Origin of the sequence: Prauserella oleivorans, from assembly GCF_042685745.1 — a bacterium.
GTDB lineage: Bacteria > Actinomycetota > Actinomycetes > Mycobacteriales > Pseudonocardiaceae > Prauserella_A > Prauserella_A oleivorans.
Genome location: NZ_JBHUNT010000001.1, coordinates 2886670 through 2904513 on the forward strand (window position 1 = coordinate 2886670; position 17844 = coordinate 2904513).

Here is a 17844-nt window from a genome sequence, read left to right on the forward strand (position 1 = left end):
GATCTCAACCCTCCGCGGTCATGTCACGGTGGCGTTCTTCGATCGACTCCCACTCCGGCAGCCCGACGAGCTCCTTGAAGTCGGCGAAGCTCATATCGCGATCTGCGAGTGCGAAGCGACCGTGTTGGATGTCCTTGATGCGGGACCGGATGGCGCCCGCGGCCGTGAGAACGGGTGTGATCCCGTAGCAGACGATTGAGAAGCCCAACTGTTGGTATTCTTCCGGAGACAGGACCGGCGAGACGCCCCCGGGAAGGGGATTCGCGAGCAACGGGACGTCGAACTCCGCGCCGATGCGTTCGAGCTCCTCGACGGTTTCCGGCGCCTCGATGAACAATGCGTCCGCGCCGGCGTCCAGACAAGCCTCGGCGCGGTGTAGGGCGTCGGCCAAGCCGTGAACCGCGCGTGCGTCGGTTCTCGCGAAGATCATCGTTTCAGGATCGCAACGCTCAGCCGCCGCCGCGCGGATCTTGGCTACGAACTCAGCACGCGGCACCACCGTCTTGTTCGCCATGTGCCCACATCGCTTGGGCCATTGCTGGTCCTCGATCATGACGGCACTTGCGCCGATCTGCTCGTAGCTACGGACGGTGTGCACGACGTTCTTGACATCGCCGTAGCCATCGTCGGCGTCGACCAGGACCGGAATCGAGACAGCCGCTGTGATGTCGCGAACTGTCGCGCTGATATCGCCGAAGCTTCGCAGCCCTATATCGGGAACGCCATACCGCGCACCCACTACACCGAAACCACTGACGAACAGGGCCGGACTGCTGGACTGCTCGATGATACGTGCGCTGAGCGCGTCGTATGCCCCGAACATGATGAGCATGTCCGTATCCGCAAGCGTGGCGCGCATGCTGCGTTTGCGGGGTGTGGCCGAGAGTGTTGTCACTGACTTCTCCTATCGCGACGATGCGATCTGTCAAACCGATGCGGAGCTACCAGGGCTGCGCCGATGAGGCGGTTCACGTGGGAAGCCCGGGTTGACCGCGGCCGCGCAGAACGACCTCGACCATCACGTGCGTGAACGAGTCGTCTTCGGCCGCAATCCGGCACTCCCGCTTCACAGCATGGATGGCAGGACGAACACGAGACACGCGAGTATCGGGGCGACCACGATCATGGAAAGTCCCCAAGCCAGTAGCCCGCGATAAACCCGTCGCTGATCGTTCTCGGCGGTATTCGCGACCACGAGTGCTCCGGTCGAGGTCAACGGGCTCGCGTCGACGAGGCTGGCGGAGACCAAGATCGCGATGAACATGCCAAGCCCACTGACGTCGCCGGACAGAAGCAGCGGAGCTGCGAGTGGGATGATCGCCGTGATGGTCGCGATGCTCGAGGCGAACGCGGACAGGAACGCGGCGGCGGCACAGAGCAGCAGGGCTGTGACGAACTGTGAGCCGACACCGGCGAGGCTCTCGCCGATACGGGTGATGGTGCCTGCACGCTCGAGGGCCGCGATGTAGGTCACCACACCGCAGATCAGGACGATCACCATCCAGCTGACGTGCTGCATCGCGTCCTTGCGGGGAAACAGCAGGTGCAGGAGCGCGGCGGTGATAAGCGACAGGAAGCCCATATCGAGGTCGAATCCCAGGGCTCCGATGGCCACGGCCGCGATCGCCGCAAGTGTGGTGGTCTGCGCTTTGTTCAGCTTTCCTGCCGCGGGTACCGCCTCGGTATCCACCGAACCGGACGAGGGCGGGTCGACGGGGCCGGCCGAATCGGAGCCACCCGTTCCTGGCCGGGGAGCCGTGGTCACGCCGGCGGGGACCGCGGCGCTCGTGGCGGTTGTTTCGGCGAGTACCGCCTTCCTGCTGCCGAGCAAGGACCGCCCGCCGAACAGGAAGTAGATGACGGCGGCCAGCACCGTGTTGAACGCGAAGATGGCAAGGAATGCCGTTATCGGGCTGGCGGGGAACCCGATGTTGCGCAATGCCTGGTTGGACACCACGCCGATCGGGCCGATGGGCGAGAAGTACCCCGCGAGGGTTCCCGTGATCACCATGACGGCCACCAGCATCGGGCGGATGTCGAACATGGCCGCCAGGGACATCCCCATTGCCGACACGAGACCCGCCACCGCGGGGCCCGCTGCCCCAGCAGAGGTGGCCGCCGAAGCTACGAAGAAGCCCAGCCAAGGCACGACCGCGGGTCTTCCCCGGACCACGAATCTGGCAAGCGAGGACACGATCCAGTTCATCGTTCCGTTCACGGTCGCGATCGAGAACAGATACGTAATCCCGAACAGGAGCAAGAAGAGATCGGCCGGAAACCCCGACAGGATCTCCTCGGTGCTCTCGCCCAGTACGAGGCCTCCGACCGCGAAACTGGCCACCAGACCGAGCACGCCGAGATTGACGGAGCTGAACGTCCCGATTGCGAAGACCGCGAGCAGGACGAGCACAGCGAGAAGGTCGATTGACATGTATCGCCCAATCATTCGTCGCGCGACTTCCCTGTCACGTCGTTGCGAGGACCGTGGCACACGCCTCTGGCGTGCACAGTGGGCTCTCTCAGTCAGTGGAAGATCGTTCCGGGATGCAGTGCTGTGCGCGGCACGAGTACGCATGCAAGCCGGGGCGGCTGAGTAGACGCCGCCCCGGCTGCGATTCGTGTAACAACCCGTGGTTGGTTCAGGTGTCGTCGACCTCGTGTGCCGAGACCGGGGCAGGGCTTCCCGATCTGAGGTCGCTGTCGGTATCGAAGTTCAGATCCCTGTTCACCGTCTCCTTGGACAGTGCCACTGCGAGGATAGTCACTATTGCGCCGACAGCGATGTAGACGGAGATCGGGACGGACGAGCCGAACGCATCGAGTAGCGCCACCGATATGAGGGGAGCAACACTTCCAGCGAAAATAGAGGCAAACTGTGCTCCGATCGAGGCCCCGCTGTAGCGGACGCTGGTACCGAACAGTTCGGAGAAGAACGCGCCCTGCGGGCCGAAGCTAGCCGCATGGAGCAGCAGTCCCACTGAGGCCGCGACGATCAAAAGTACTGTCGACCCTGTGTCGATGAGCGGAAAGGCGATGAAAGACCACACGCCCAGGGCGACCGCGCCGAAGAGGATCACTGGTCGCCTCCCGAGTCGGTCAGACAGGTGACCCCAGCCGATGATGCCGGCGAACTGCACCAGCGCGGCGACGAACACCGCCAACAGAGCGTCCGAGCGATCGAAGCCGGCGTGGCTCGTCGCGTATGTCAACACGAAGACGGTGAACACATATCCGGCGATGTTTTCGCAGAAGCGTGCGCCCATGGCGACAAGCAATTCCCGCTTGTAGTGTTTCAGTACCTCTATCAAAGGTGTTCTGCGGGGCCGTCCTTTTCGTTGCGCGCGTAAGAAGACCTCTGACTCGGCAATCGAGAGGCGAACCCACAACCCGACCACGACCAGCACGCCGGAGACGAGAAATGGTATTCTCCAGCCCCACGCCTCGAAAGTCGCATCGGCCATCGTCACCGCGAAGATCGCGAGGACAGCGACGGACAGGGCCTGCCCGAGTGCGAGGCCGGACTGTGCCCACGCCGCCCAGAAGCCGCGTCTACGGCCGTCGCCGCGCTCGGAGAGCATCAGGACCGCACCGCCCCACTCGCCACCCACGGCGAACCCCTGCAGCAGGCGAAGGCAGACCAGGATGATCGGGGCGGCTATGCCGATGGAATCGTAGGATGGCACAAGGCCGATCGCCACGGTCGCCGCGCCCATCAGGACCAGGCTGACAACAAGCATCTTCTTGCGGCCGAGGATATCGCCGAAATGCCCGAACACCAGCCCGCCGAGCGGGCGTGCTATGAATCCGACGGCGTAACCCGCGAGCGCGAGCAAGGTGCCGACCAGCGGGTCGAAGCTCGGGAAGAAGATCTTGTTGAAGACCAGCGCGGCTACTGAACCGTAGAGGAAGAAGTCGTACCATTCGACGGTCGTCCCGATTGTGCTGGCGAAAACGACCTTGCGCATGCCATGGTGGGCAGTGCTGTCGGTGTCCCTGCTCATCTTCCGATCCTTCCCGCGTGCGGTCCGGGGGCCAGCTCGACGGCAACGCATTTGAGTTGGGTGTAATGCTGAAGTGCCTCGGCGCCTTTTTCGCGTCCGTAGCCGCTCAATTTGTAGCCGCCGAATGGGGTCTGAACCATGGGGGAAAGCCAGGTGTTGACGTATACCTGACCGGCTTCCAGTCGTCCTGCGACGGTGAGTGCGCGCGAGACGTCCGCGGTCCAGACGCCGGCTGCGAGGCCGTACTCGGAGTCGTTGGCAATGGCGACGGCATCATCTTCGGTGTCGAACGGGATGACCGCCACCACGGGCCCGAATATCTCCTCGCGAGCGATTCGCATCTTGTTGTGTACGGCGGTGTAGATCGTCGGCGCGACGAAAAAGCCCGAATCGGGCGGGTCGGCCAGTGGTGCACCTCCGAGCGTTGCGACAGCCCCATCAGCGTGCGCGATGTCGAAGTACTCGTGCACCTTGGCGTATTGCGCGGCGGTGGTAACCGGGCCGAGGGTATGCCCTATCTCCAGCTCCTGCGCCGCGGCGGTGAGCTTGTCGACGAACTCATCGTGGATTTCGCGCTGCACCAGCAACCTGGTTCCCGCCGTGCAGGTCTGACCGGTGTTGGCGGAGAACGCTCGCAGAGATCCGGCGACAGCTCGATCCAGATCAGCATCGGCGAACACGATGTTCGCGGACTTGCCACCCAGCTCCAGGGTCAACGGAAGGACCCGGTCCGCGGCAATCTTGCCGACGTCTCGCCCCGCGCGAAGTGATCCGGTGAACGCGAGTTTGCGTACGTGAGGGTTCCGCACCAAAGCGGCGCCGGCTTCTTCACCGTGCCCTGTGACGACATTGAGCACGCCGGCTGGAATACCGACCTCGGTGGCCAGCCTTGCGAGTTCCAATGTCGTCGCCGAGGTGAATTCCGAGGGTTTGACGACCACGGTGTTTCCTGCGGCAAGTGCCGGCGCGACGGCTCGGGCGGCTTGGTTGAGGGGCGCGTTCCAGGGCGTGATCACGCCGACCACGCCGAACGGTTCGCGTCGGGTGAAGCAGTGGTACTGCGGCCCGAGATCAATCGTTTCACCGTGAAGTGCGTGCACCAGGCCGCCGTAGAACTCGAAGTAGAGGGCGGCGTTCGCAACTTCGGTGGACGCGAGCCAGTCCGGTTTGCCCGTTTCGGCTGATTCGAGTTCCGCGAGCCGGGCCGAGTTCTCCGTGATGGCCGACGACAACGCCGTGAGGAGTCTGCCCCGAGCCGTGGGGTCTTGGTCACGCCAGGCGGGGAGCGCGCTGGTAGCGGCGTCGGCGGCCGCGGCTACATCTGCCGGTGTTCCAAGGATGACCGATGCGACTTCTTTACCGTCTGCCGGACTCCTGGTGGTCATCCGTGTGGCTCCCGTGTCGGCGACCTCACGGCCGCCGATCCAATGTCCGTATACCGCGTCCATTTTCACGCCCTTCTGTCGGGTCGGTCGCTGTCGTTCCGCAGTGGCTTCGTGTCAGCTGATGCTCCGGCCGCCGTCCACGTCGAGGCACACGCCCGTGAGGAAGGTGGCCTTGCTTGACGCGAGATAGAGGATCGCGTTCGCTACGTCCTCCACGTCTGCGGTACGCCCCATGGGGATTCCATCGACCATGGACTTTCGTGTGTCGTCGGGAAGGGAGTCGACCCCGAAGGCGCTCTTGACGAATCCTGTTTCGGCGATGACCGGGCTCACCGCGTTCACGCGGACTTGTGGCGCCACTTCGGCGGCGAATCCACGAGTGAAAGATTCCACGGCCGCTTTCGTGGCGCAGTAGACAGTTGATCCCGGCCGGGGTCGTCGTGCGGAGATGGAGGCGACGTTCACCACCGAGGATTCCTGCTGCTTTTGTAGGTACGGCAGCGCGTACTTACAGCCCAGCACGACGCTACGGAAATTGATGGCCACTTGCTGGTCGATGTCTGCGGATCCCATGTCGACAACCGAGGTAAGCGGATGCGGCATACCGGCGTTGTTCACGAGCACATCCAGCCGTCCGTACTCGTCGACCGTGCGGTCCATCAGCTCGCGCATCGAGTCGGCATCGGTGACGTCCGTGCGTACGGCGATTGCCGACGGAAGTTTCTCCGCCACCGCTGCCGCGCCCTCGACATTGATGTCCGAGACAACGACATGGGCTCCGGCTTTGGCAAACGCGATCGAGGTGGCGGCTCCGAACCCGCCCGCACCCCCTGTGACGATCACCGCGCGACCGGCGAAGGATATCTCCATTGATGCTCCCTTGATCAACCACGATCCGTGGCATACTCCGCCGGTAGACCCGGCCATACTTCCGGCGAATGCTAATCCGGCTGCCCCGCTACGCCAGGGCACGTCGCACAGAGTGGAATATCTACGCTGCGTTCGGACTTCTTCCACGGACGGTGACGGTCCGGGTGTAGGAACCGGTATCAACGCGTGCCGGATGTGGTCTTTCTCTCGCCCAATGGAAGATATTGCGTCGTCATTTAGGCTCACGCCATGGCATCGTCGCCCCATCAGCAGCCCGAAGCCGGCTCATCACGATCGCCGGAGAAGGCGGTGCTGCGCCGCGCTTTCGTGATTCTGGACGCCTTCGCGGGCAGCCAGGAGGAACAGACGATCACGGGGATATGCAGGAAGACTGACCTCCCACCGTCCACCGTGCACCGGATGCTGGCCACCATGGTCGACTGGGGTGGTGTCGAGCGCACCGGCCGTGGTCGATACCGGCTCGGTTTGAAGTTCTGGAAGTTGGGCTCTCAGGTGCCCCAAGCGCGCCAGCTACGGGATATTGCGCTGCCCTTCCTCGAGGACCTGTACGAAGCTACCCACGAGGTGGTGCATCTCGGTGTCCGGGACGGACTGGACCTGCTGTACGTCGAAAAGATTTCCGGGCGGCGCTCGGTGCAGGCGATGTCCGGTGTCGGCCGGCGACTTCCGCTGTATGCCACCGGCCCGGGAAAGGTGCTACTCGCTCACGGAGGTACCGAGCTGCTGGACGACGTGATCGCGCACGGCCTCGTGCGTCGCACGGAGTACACCATCACCGACCCGGCGCAGTTGCGGCGCGCACTGGCGGAGGTCCGGAAAACCGGGGTGGCCGTGTCCCGCAACGAGGCGTCCATGGGTACGGCTTCGGTGGCCGCTCCCATCCGTGACTCGACAGGAACGGTCGTCGCCAGCGTCTCGGTGGTCATGCCGGACGATCGCATAGACGTCCCGAAGCTCATCCCACTGGTCAAGACCGTCGCGCGCGCGATCTCGAGGCAGAACACCGAACCTGGATGAAGGGCTCGCGACTTCCGGTTTTCCGTCAGGTGAGAGCACGGGGTGACCGTGCCGTGCGCTCGAGCGCATAGTCGACCGCAGAGAACGAGACTTGCCGTCGTCCGATCGGGAACGGTTCGGCCCCCGCCCGCGCGGCCGTCGACACCTGAAGTCAGGAGTGCCAGCGATGCCAACAGTGAAGGACGCGTTCTTCGGCGTCCTCCGCGATCTGGGAATGACACGCATCTTCTCCAATCCCGGGTCGACCGAGGTGGACCTGCTGGTCGACCTGCCCGGCGACATCGAATTCGTCCTCGGCCTGCATGAGGGTTCGGTCGTCGGGATGGCGACGGGGTGGGCGATCGGCTCCGACCGGCCGGCGCTCGCACTACTGCACACCACGGCTGGGTTGGGGAACGCGGTCGGCGCGCTGGCCACGGCCAGGGAGAATCGCGCGCCGCTGGTCGTGCTCGTCGGTCAGCAGGACCGCAGGCACCTGACGGCCGAGCCGTTCCTGGCCGGCCAACTTGAGGACCTCGCCGGTCCCTACGTCGTGTGGGCGACGACCCCGGCCCGGCCGTCGGACGTCCCTTCGCTCGTCGCTCGGGCCCATCATGAGGCGCGGGTGCGGCGCGGACCGGCGCTCGTCGTTGTGCCGATGGACGACTGGCAGGCGGAAGCGGACAAGGTGCGCGCGTTGACCGCGCCCCGGTCGATGACTCTCGCCTCCGGGGTGGACGAGGACGCGTGCCAGGAGCTCGCCGCGAGGATCGCAGGGGCGAGCAGGCCTGTTGTCGTCGCCGGTGCCCGCGCTGACGAGAGCCGGTGCTGGGCCGCCCTGACCCGGCTCGCGGAACGGCTGAGGCTCCCGGTTTGGCAAGAGGCGTTCGGAGCCCGGGCGGGCTTTCCCCAGACGTCGCCGCATTTCGCGGGTCACCTCCCGGCGCACCGATCGGGCGTCCGGGCGGCCCTGGACCCCCACGACTTCGTCCTCGTGGTCGGGGCGGCCTCGTTGCGGCAGTATCGCTACGAACCAGGGCCCTTCTTCCGGGATGACGTAGAGGTCGCCGTCGTCAGCGATGATCCGGCGGACCTCACGCACAGCACCGCAGACCTGGCCATCATGACCCCGCTCGCAGGCTTCCTCGACCGGTTGGCCGACATCGTGCAGCAACGCCCGGCCGACGCCGGCGATCTCCCGGCGGCTCAGCCACGCCAGACGCCGTGGAAACCGGGCGAGACGTTGCTCGCCCAGCACGTCTTCGGAGCGTTGGCCGAGCGGTTGTCCCCGGAGACCGTCCTCGTCGAGGAAAGCCCGTCAACCCGGCTCGACTTGCAGCAACACGTACCGGCGAGCCGTCCGCTCGGCTTTCTCAGCGCCGCGATGGGTGGGCTGGGCTTCGCGCTGCCGGCCGCGATCGGCGTGAAGATGGCGCAACCGCAACGGCCGGTGGTCGCGGTGGTAGGTGACGGATCGTCGCTCTACGGCATCCAGGCACTGTGGTCGGCGCAACGCTATGGGCTGGGGGTCTTGTTCGTTGTCCTGTCCAATGGCGCCTACGCGATCATGAATCACCTCGCGCAGGTGGCGGGGGGTAAGGCGCCATGGCCGGACTTCGCCGATGTCAATGTCGCCGGGCTGGCCACTGCCCTCGGTTGCCCCGCCAAACGCGTCACCTCCTACGAGGAGCTCGTGGCCGAGCTGGACGCGCTGCCTTCGGATCTGGCCGGATTGCCCGAGCCGCTCGTCCTCGACGTCGTCGTGGGCACCTCCACCTGAACCCATCACGGCGCCGCCGTGACCCCGTAAGACCAAGGAGAGCCGATGTCTCACGAGCTGACCGACGATCAGCGAGCCCTGCAGGAAGCCGTCGCCGAGCTGGCTCAGCAGTTCGGGCAGGACTACTGGACGAAGGTGGACGCGGAAGGGCGATACCCCGACGAGTTCGTCCAGGCACTGACCGACGGTGGCTGGCTGGCCGTGCTCATCCCGGAGGAGTACGGCGGCGGCGGTGGCACGGTCGCCGATGCCGCGTTGATCCTGGAGACGCTGGAACGCAACGGGTGTGCGACCTCGGCCGCGCACGCGCAGATGTACACGATGGGCACGATCCTCCGGCACGGCAGCGGGGAGCAGAAGCAGCGCTACCTGCCCGACATCGCGGCGGGCAAGCTCCGCCTGCAGTCCTTCGGCGTCACCGAGCCGGACGCCGGCACGGATACGACGCGCATCAGGACGTTCGCCCAGCGGGAGGGCGACGAGTACGTCGTCAACGGCAGCAAAATCTGGACATCGCGGGTCCAGCACTCGGACCTGCTGCTTCTGCTGACTCGGACCACCCGCTACGAGGACGTGCAGAGGAAGACCGACGGCATGACCGTCCTCCTCGTCGACCTCCGCCAAGCCATCGCGGACGGGCAGATCGAGGCACGGCCGATCAAGACCATGGTCAACCACGAGACGAACGAGCTGTCGATCACCGACCTACGGGTTCCCGTCGCCAACCGGATCGGGGAGGAGGGCAAGGGGTTCCGCTACATCCTCAGCGGGATGAATGCCGAGCGGATTCTGACCTCCTCCGAGTACATCGGCGCGGGCCTGTACTTCATCGACCGTGCTGTCGAATACGCCAGGACCCGCGAGGTGTTCGGCCGCCCGATCGGCATGAACCAGGGCATCCAGTTCCCGCTCGCCACCGCCTATACGGAGCTGCAGGCCGCCAGCCTCATGCGCTGGACCGCGGCACGCCTATTCGCCGAGGGCAAGCAACCCCAGTTCGAGGTCAACGCGGCCAAGCTGCTGGCCTCGAAGGCGTTGTGGGCCGCCGCGAACGCCGCGATGGACACCTTCGGTGGCTACGGCGTCGCCGAGGAGTACGGCATCGAGCGGCGCTTCCGGGAGGCTCGCCTGCCGATGATCGCGCCGATCAGTAACAACATCGTCCTGGCCGGCATCGCGCACGGCACCCTCGGCCTGCCCAAGTCGTACTGATGGCGAACGCATACAGCCACCAGACGACCGAGGCGGTCGCGGCCTTCATCGCCGGCACGCGGTCACCGCAACCGGGCCACGAGACGGCATTGAGCCGGGCAATCCTCGACACGGTCGGCTCGGCCCTCGCCGGGATGGGGACAGCCCCGGACCGCATCCTGCGCCAGTGGATCACGAGTGAGGGCAGCACCGGCCGTTCGACGGTGTGGACCTCCGGGCAGCGCGTGTCGGCGGCGACCGCGGCGCTGTGCAATGGCACGTCAGGACATGCCCTCGACTGGGACGACGTCTCGCCCGGCAGCGCCATGCACCCGAGCACGGTCCTGTTGCCTGCGCTCCTGGCGGTGAGCGAGGAGCGCGGGACGTCGGGCAGCGACCTGGTGCGCGCGCACGATGTCGGTGCCGCCGTGTTCCGCGGCCTGACCCAGGCACTTCCTCGTGCAGTGCATTACGGCCGGGGCTGGCACACCACGGCCACCGTGGGCAGGCTGGCGGCGGTGGCCGCAGTGGCCGCGCTGGTCGGTCTCGACGAACGCGCCTGCGGCCACGCACTCGGGCTGGCCGGTTCCCTGGCAGCGGGGAGCCTGGCGAACTTCGGCAGCATGACCAAACCGCTGCACGCCGGTTTGGCCGCGAGAGACGCCGTCATGGCTGTCGCCCTCGCGGAGTCCGGGTTCACCGCCGGCTCCCGGATACTCGAAGCAACGGGCGGATTCTTCGACCTCTACGGCGACAAGGACGCCGCGCGGCTGGCGACGCTGGCCGAGGACCTCGTCGCCTGGCGGAGCCGCTGGGCCTGCGACTGGGCGCAGAAATTCTACCCCGCCTGCTACGCCACACACCGCGCCATCGACGCCGTGCTGCGGATTCGCCGTGAGCTGGGCGGTCGCAGCCCACAGGCGATCCGGGTCGTCACCGAGCCTGGTGGGCTCCGGCCGCTCATCGACCGGCGGCCTGCCAACGGCACGGAAGCGAAGTTCAACCTCGCTTACGTCCTGGGCGTGGCCCTGGTGTACGGCAAGGTCACGCTGGCGCACTTCGACGACACGGCACTCCAGGACGACGCCGTCGCGCGTGTTGCGGCCGTCGTCTCCGCGCGCGAGCAGGACAGCCCGCCGGTGGGCGAGGCCGACTACCGCGACGGGTTCACGGTCGTGGAGATCGACGCCGGCGACGGGCACACCCACCGCGTGCGGGTCGACACGACCTACGGCGACGCGGCATCGCCCCTGTCGGACGCCGACCTTGCCGAGAAGGCTGCCGAAGGCTGCCGGATCGCGGGGTTCTCCGCAGCCCAGGCGGACGGCATCACGACCGCACTTCAGCAGATACCGCACGCGACCGTTCCGGGTGACCTCCTGGACGTGCTCGCTCGCCCACACCGACCTCAGGAGGCGACTGTATGAGCCAGCCGGACAACCCCACCGTCGTCGTTGTCGAAGAGGGCATGCGCGAGGGCATGCAGATCGAGAGCGCCGACATCCCGGTGGAAGCGAAGATCGAACTGCTCGACGCGCTGTCCGCCACCGGACTGCGACACATCGTCGTCGGATCCTTCGTCAGCCCGAAATGGGTACCGCAAATGGCCAGGATCGAGGACGTCATCGCCGGGTTCACCCCGCGGGACGGCGTCACGTACACGGCCCTTGCCCTCAACGCGCGTGGTGTCGAGCGGCGTGCCCAGCACGTGCCTCCCCTCGCCCCGCCCGACGGGGTCGGGCGCTCGATGCTGCACCTGTGTGACGTGTTCGTGCAGCGCAACACCGCCCGCACGGCCGAGGACGAGCGGAAGGCGTTGCCCGATGTCGTCGCCGCGGCTGTGGCGGAAGGAGCTCGCGAGGCGACGGTCGCCGTGAACGCGGCCTGGGGCTCCAACTGGCTGGGCACCTTCACCCAGGACCAGCGGATCGAGGCCCTCACCGAGCAGCGCGACGCGTGGACCGCTGCGGGCGTTCCCACCACGGGTGTGTACCTCGGCGACCCGATGAGCTTCAACACCCCGCGTGAGGTCGCGGCCATGGTTGCGTGGGTCCGCGACAACTGGCCGGACGTGCGGACCGTGCACCTGCATCTCCACGATGCGCGCGGAGCCGCGATGACCTCGGCATGGGCCGCGCTGAGGGAACTCGACTCCCGGTACACGCTCGTCATCGACGCCTCCATCGGCGGCATGGGAGGGTGCCCGTACTGCGGCAACGGCCGGGCCACGAAGATGATTCCGACCGAGGACCTCGTCGAGATGTTGCGCGGTGAAGGGATCGACACCGGCATCGACATCGACGCCCTGATCGAAGCGGCTCACCTCGCCGAGCGGGTCGTCGGCCATGAGCTCTACGGCCACGTGTCCAAAGCCGGGCCGAGACCCGGTCCGGGCCGGCTGTACCCGATGGACATGCCGCTGGTGGAAACCATCGAATCGGCACAGCACTTCCGGCTGGGACCGGCTGTGTACGCGGGGAACCCGGCCCCGTGGAAGCGCCCCATCACGTCCGAGGCCCGCGATGCGGTGGACGGGGTGAGCGCGTGAACGCCCTTCCGACGCCAGGTCGCGGTTCGCTGAGCGACGTCCGGGTGGTGGAGATCGGCACGAGCGTCGCGGCACCGATGGCGACTCAGATTCTCGGTGATTTCGGAGCCGAGGTCGTCAAGGTGGAGCGGGTCGGCCGTGGCGACGACAGTCGCAGCTGGGCGCCGCCGGACTGGGATGGCCAGAGCGTCACCTACCTCGCCCTGAACCGGAACAAACGGAGTCTCGCCCTCGATTTCAAAGACCCTCGGGGGATGGGTGTCCTGGAGGAACTGATCCGGCGCAGCGACGTGCTCGTGCAGAACCTCCGTCCGGGAGCGCTCGCCGCGCTGGGCCTCACTCCGGAGCGGATCGCGGAACTGAACCCTCGGCTGATCTACTGTGAGCTCACCGGGTTCGGCCCGACCGGTCCGCGATCCGGGCAGCCTGCCTACGATCCACTGTTGCAAGCGTACAGCGGCATCGTCAGCATCACCGGTGATGACGGAGGTGAGCCTGCACGGGTGCCGGTGTCCATCCTGGACATCGGCACTGGCATGTGGACCGCGCTGGCGGTGTTCGAGGCATTACGCCGCCGGGAACGCACCGGTTCGGGAACCCATGTCGAGCTTTCCCTGCTCCAGACAGCGCTGACGTGGGTGTCGATGCCGTTGCTCGCGGTCGCTGCGGGCAACGGCGTGCCCTCCCGGCTGGGTTCGGGTCTGGCGGGCGTGGTGCCCTACGGTGCCTTCCCGACCTCCGATGGGCACGTGTTCATCTCCGCGGGCAACGACGACACGTGGGCACGCCTGTGTTCCGCATTGGACGCCGAGCATCTGCGCTCGGCCGACGGATTCGCCACCAACCGGGAGCGGGTGCAGCAGCGGACGGAGGTCGTCGCGGCGCTCTCCGCCGTAACGCGGGGGTTCTCGAGCGAGGAGGTACTGAAGCGGTTGACGGAGAACAAGGTGCCGTGTTCCCCGGTGCACACCCTTGATCAGGTTCTCGCCGATGAACAGGTGCGGGCGATCGGTGCGCTGACACCGGTCGAGCATCCGAGCGTCCGTAACTTCCAGGTGGTGAACCTGCCCATGACCTTCGAAGGAGCGTACCCATCGGCCCCGACGGCACCACCAGCACTGGGCGCCGACTCCGCGGACGTCTTGACGGAGATCGGCCTCGCGCCCAACCAGGTGACCGAGTTGGCCGACTCCGGCGTGGTCGGGCTGGCCGAACCCGCCGGCGCCGACGCACCAATCCGGAAGGGAGACCCGGCATGACGGAAGCGCATGTGCGGTACGAGATCCACGACCGGACGGCGTGGATCCGGATCGACCGTCCGGAGCGGCGCAACGCGCTGGCGACGGCCACCGTCCAGCAACTGACCGAGGCGTTCGTGCGGGCGGGCGAAGACCCGGAGGTATGGGCTGTCGTCCTGACCGGAGCCGGAGACCGGGCGTTCTGTGCGGGCGGCGACCTCAAGGAAATGGACGAGACCGCCCGTAGCGGCCGGGACATTCACGTCCCGATGACCGGGCTGTACCGGAACATGTTCGAGGTCATGCTCGAGACGTACAAACCCACGATCGCGGCGGTCAACGGTGCGGCGCTCGCGGGCGGCTGTGAATTGATGCTGTCATGCGATATCCGCGTCGCCGTCGAAGGCGTGGCCATCGGTCTGCCCGAGGCCAAACGCGGGATGGGTGCCAACCTGGGCTCGGTGCTCCTGCCGCGCCTAATGCCGCGGGCGGTCGCCCTGGAGCTGCTCTACACCGGCCGGTCGATCACCGCAGAGGAAGCCCGATCGTGGGGTCTGGTGAACCGCGTCGTGCCCCGCGCCGACTTCGACACCGAGGTCAAGGCACTGGTCTCGGAGATCACCGCGAACGCCCCACTCACCCTGCGCCGCTACAAGGAAATGGCGGTCAAGGGCTGGGAGCTGCCCGTGCAGACCGCGCTGCGGCTGAACGTGGGGCCCAACCCCTACCTCAGCGAGGACCGCGTCGAAGGCGTACGTGCTTTCGTCGAGAAGCGCTCGCCCCAATGGCGAGGCCGGTGACCGGTCCGCTGCAACGTAACGAGAGGAACTGACGATGGCCTTCATGGACCGCACCGACTGGGACAACAAGATCTTCCTCGACGGCTGGAGGGCCGGCGGGGGCGAAGCGATCAAGGTCGTATCGCCTGCCACGGGTGAGGTCCTGGGCACCGTGGGCAGCGCGACGCCCGAGGACGTGGCGCGCGCCGCCCGCGGCGCCGCCGAAGCGCAACGGCACTGGTCGGCGCGGTCACCCGAGGAGCGTGCAACCGTCCTGCGCCGAGCCGGACAACTGTGGGAGGAGCACGCCGAGGCGGTGGCGGACTGGATCGTCCGCGAAGCCGGCTCCATCCCCGCCAAGGCCGGGCTCGAGACGCGCACAGCGGCCCAGGAATGCTATGAGGCCGCGGCGTTGCCCACCCACCCACAGGGCGAGGTTCTCGCGACGGGGGACGACGCTCGATGGAGTCTGGCTCGTCGGCGACCCGCCGGCGTGGTCAGCGTGATCTCGCCGTTCAACTTCCCGCTGATCCTGTCCATTCGGTCGGTCGCGCCGGCGCTGGCTCTCGGCAACGCCGTATTGCTGAAGCCGGACCCGCGCACGGCCGTCTGTGGTGGCGTGGCGCTGGTCGAGATCCTTCGCGAGGCAGGTCTGCCCGACGGCGTGCTCCAGTTGCTGCCAGGTGGCAGAGATACCGGCGAGGCGGTGGTGACCGCCCCTGAAGTTCGCGTGGTTTCCTTCACCGGCTCGACCTCGGCAGGCCGCCGGGTGGGTGCCCTGGGCGCCGAATCCCTGAAGCGGGTGCACCTCGAACTGGGTGGTAACAACGCGCTGATCGTCTTGCCCGGCGCCGATCTGGACCGCGCCGTCTCGGCGGGTGCGTTCGGTTCCTTCATGCATCAGGGCCAGATCTGCATGACCACGGGCCGCCACCTGGTGCATGAAAGCCTCCACGACGCCTACGTCGACGCACTCGCCGAGAAGGCGGCACACCTGCCGATCGGGGACCCCGCCGAGGGACAGGTCGCACTCGGTCCGCTCATCGACGAGGGCCAGCTGCGGCGAGTCGATGAGCTCGTCCAGGCCACGGTCGAGGCGGGGGCACGGCTGGCCGCAGGGGGCACGTACGAAGGCTTGTTCTACCGGCCGACCGTGCTGGCCGGGGTCGACCCGGGAATGCCCGCCTGGAAGGAGGAGATCTTCGGTCCGGTCGCTCCGGTCGTGCCCTTCGGCTCGGCAGAGGACGCCCTCCAGATCGCGCGGGACACGGAGTACGGACTGTCCCTCGGAATCCTCGGCGACGTCGGTGAGGCCATGCGGATCGCGGACGCGATCCCGAGCGGAATCGTGCACATCAACGAGCAGACAGTCGCCGACGAGGCCATGGCCCCGTTCGGCGGTGTCGCCGCCTCGGGCACCGGCTCCCGCTTCGGCGGCGCGCAGGCCAACATCGAGGCCTTCACCGAAACCCAGTGGCTTACCCTCCGCCCGGAGATCGCATCGTATCCGTTCTGACGAGCAGTGCCGCCTGGCCGTGGTCGGCAATGACGGCCGGGGGTCTCGTTCGGCAACCGTCAGTGTTCACGACACAGCGCACCACCGCCCCGGTCCCCAGCTGCGGGGATCGGGGCGGTGGTGTGTTCTTCCGGACAAACGGGCCGACGGCTCGGCTACCGCCCGAGCTCGAGCACCGGCGTCCGATAGGTTTCCTGTGCCGTCCATGCCGCGGCGGCGGAGATCGCGCCGCATCCGAGGGCGAACAGCGCGACGGGCCACCACATCGACTCACCGCCGCCGGTGATGGCCACGGCGATCGACGGTGAGAAACCTGCGAGCAGGAAGCCGATTTGCGTGCCGATCGCGAAGCCGGTGTAGCGCACGCGAGCATCGAACATCTCGGTGAAGAACGACGGCCACAGCCCGTTGACGGCGCTGTAGGCGATTCCCGCGTGCAGCACGCCGATGGTGAACACCAGCGCCATCGAACCGGTGCTGATCGCCCACAGGTACCCGACGAACGTCACCGCCGATGCCAGTGCGCCGAACACCCAGACCGGACGCCGGCCGATCCGGTCGGAAAGCAACGCCCACAAGGGAATCGCGGGGATCGCGACAGCATTGGCCGCCACCGAGACCCACAACATCGCCGCGCGGTCGAGGCCGATCGTGTCCGACGTGCCGAAGGACAGGGCGAACACGGCGAAGAGTGTCTGGAACACCGCGAACAGCGAGCATCCGATGACGCGCACGAGGTCTCGCCACTGCTCGCGCAGGAGCTTCAGCAGGGGCAGTGCCGGTGCCGGTTCGTCGACCGCGGTGAACACCGGCGTCTCGTCCAGGCGGCGGCGGATGAAGTAGGCGACCGCGACCACCAGAACGCTGAGCAGGAACGGGATCCGCCAGCCCCACGTGTGCAGGGCATCCTTCGGCAGCGCCGCCACGGGCAGGAACACCAGTGTCGCGAGCACCATGCCCGCCGCGAATCCGGCCATGGCGAAGCTGGTGAAGAACCCGCGACGCCCCTCGGGCGCGTACTCCAGCGTGAGTGTGCTGGCGCCGGCGGCCTCGCCACCCGCGGACAGTCCCTGGATCAGGCGGCAGATCACCAGCAGAACCGGCGCCAGCGTGCCGACCGACTCGTAGGTCGGCAGCAGGCCGATCGCCAGGCTGCTCGCGCCCATGAGCAACACCGTCGCCAGCAGCACACCGCGCCGGCCGAAGCGGTCGCCGAAGTGGCCGAAGACCACAGCGCCGAGCGGCCGGGCGATGTAGGCGATGCCGAACGTCGCGAGCGCGAGCACCGTCGCCACCGTGGGGTCGCCTGGTGGGAAGAACGCGGTGCCGAAGACGAGCGCGGCGGCGGATCCGTAGATGAAGAAGTCGTAATACTCGAGCATGCTGCCGAGGAACGCGGCCAGCGCGGCACGGCGGGCGAGACGCCGTTCGTGGGCGGTTACCGGTGCCTCGAGCTCGGTGGAACTGGACACGTGATCTCCTTTGGCCGGTGTCCGGAAGCTGCCCAGAAGCGTGCGTG

General features: G+C 67.0%; 14 protein-coding genes. 8 read left to right on the forward strand and 6 right to left on the reverse strand.

What is annotated here, in order from left to right; translation table 11 throughout:
- Positions 1-4: 4 nt before the first annotated feature.
- The 5 genes from ACFSZT_RS14190 to ACFSZT_RS14210 all read right to left on the reverse strand — a co-directional run bounded on the left by ACFSZT_RS14190 (position 5) and on the right by ACFSZT_RS14210 (position 6256).
- Entirely contained in the window at positions 5-895 is an 891-nt protein-coding gene (locus tag ACFSZT_RS14190; RefSeq protein ID WP_377392179.1) for an isocitrate lyase/PEP mutase family protein, read from the reverse strand.
- A gap of 171 nt (positions 896-1066) precedes the next feature.
- On the reverse strand, positions 1067-2575 hold the full coding sequence (locus ACFSZT_RS14195; protein WP_377478254.1) for an SLC13 family permease: 1509 nt from the start codon (positions 2573-2575) through the stop codon (positions 1067-1069).
- Between the two features lie 64 nt (positions 2576-2639).
- Positions 2640-4001 carry an MFS transporter gene (locus tag ACFSZT_RS14200; protein ID WP_377392173.1) on the reverse strand — a complete coding sequence of 454 codons (1362 nt, stop codon included), beginning with the start codon at positions 3999-4001 and terminating at the stop codon, positions 2640-2642.
- Positions 3998-5386 carry an aldehyde dehydrogenase family protein gene (locus ACFSZT_RS14205; protein WP_377392171.1) on the reverse strand — a complete coding sequence of 463 codons (1389 nt, stop codon included), beginning with the start codon at positions 5384-5386 and terminating at the stop codon, positions 3998-4000. The genes ACFSZT_RS14200 and ACFSZT_RS14205 overlap by 4 nt, the downstream gene beginning before the upstream one ends.
- 114 nt (positions 5387-5500) lie before the next feature.
- Positions 5501-6256: an SDR family NAD(P)-dependent oxidoreductase gene (locus ACFSZT_RS14210; RefSeq protein WP_377392168.1), complete on the reverse strand. Its 756-nt coding sequence runs from the start codon at positions 6254-6256 to the stop codon at positions 5501-5503.
- Positions 6257-6505: 249 nt separating this feature from the next.
- Here ACFSZT_RS14210 and ACFSZT_RS14215 point away from each other — a divergent pair, with 249 nt between their 5' ends.
- The 8 genes from ACFSZT_RS14215 to ACFSZT_RS14250 all read left to right on the forward strand — a co-directional run bounded on the left by ACFSZT_RS14215 (position 6506) and on the right by ACFSZT_RS14250 (position 16325).
- Entirely contained in the window at positions 6506-7294 is a 789-nt protein-coding gene (locus ACFSZT_RS14215) for an IclR family transcriptional regulator (protein ID WP_377478256.1), read from the forward strand.
- Between the two features lie 166 nt (positions 7295-7460).
- A complete protein-coding gene (locus tag ACFSZT_RS14220) occupies positions 7461-9053 on the forward strand; it encodes a thiamine pyrophosphate-dependent enzyme (protein WP_377392162.1) in 1593 nt (530 codons plus the stop codon).
- Between the two features lie 45 nt (positions 9054-9098).
- Entirely contained in the window at positions 9099-10265 is a 1167-nt protein-coding gene (locus ACFSZT_RS14225) for an acyl-CoA dehydrogenase family protein (RefSeq protein WP_377392159.1), read from the forward strand.
- The gene (locus ACFSZT_RS14230) at positions 10265-11671 is read left to right on the forward strand and encodes an MmgE/PrpD family protein (RefSeq protein WP_377392156.1); all 1407 of its coding nucleotides are present in this window, start codon (positions 10265-10267) and stop codon (positions 11669-11671) included. Before ACFSZT_RS14225 ends, ACFSZT_RS14230 begins: the two co-directional genes overlap by 1 nt.
- Complete coding sequence (locus tag ACFSZT_RS14235) at positions 11668-12792, forward strand: citramalate synthase (RefSeq protein ID WP_377392153.1); 1125 nt, start codon at positions 11668-11670, stop codon at positions 12790-12792. The genes ACFSZT_RS14230 and ACFSZT_RS14235 overlap by 4 nt, the downstream gene beginning before the upstream one ends.
- Positions 12789-14051, forward strand: a complete 1263-nt coding sequence (locus tag ACFSZT_RS14240; RefSeq protein ID WP_377392150.1) for a CaiB/BaiF CoA transferase family protein — start codon at positions 12789-12791, stop codon at positions 14049-14051. The genes ACFSZT_RS14235 and ACFSZT_RS14240 overlap by 4 nt, the downstream gene beginning before the upstream one ends.
- The gene (locus ACFSZT_RS14245; RefSeq protein ID WP_377392147.1) at positions 14048-14830 is read left to right on the forward strand and encodes an enoyl-CoA hydratase/isomerase family protein; all 783 of its coding nucleotides are present in this window, start codon (positions 14048-14050) and stop codon (positions 14828-14830) included. Before ACFSZT_RS14240 ends, ACFSZT_RS14245 begins: the two co-directional genes overlap by 4 nt.
- 34 nt (positions 14831-14864) lie before the next feature.
- Positions 14865-16325 (forward strand): benzaldehyde dehydrogenase, encoded by a 1461-nt coding sequence (locus ACFSZT_RS14250; RefSeq protein ID WP_377392144.1) that lies wholly within the window; start codon positions 14865-14867, stop codon positions 16323-16325.
- 155 nt (positions 16326-16480) lie between these two features.
- On the opposite strand, the gene ACFSZT_RS14255 is transcribed toward ACFSZT_RS14250, so the two are convergent.
- On the reverse strand, positions 16481-17797 hold the full coding sequence (locus ACFSZT_RS14255) for an MFS transporter (protein ID WP_377392141.1): 1317 nt from the start codon (positions 17795-17797) through the stop codon (positions 16481-16483).
- Between the last annotated feature and the right edge of the window lie 47 nt (positions 17798-17844).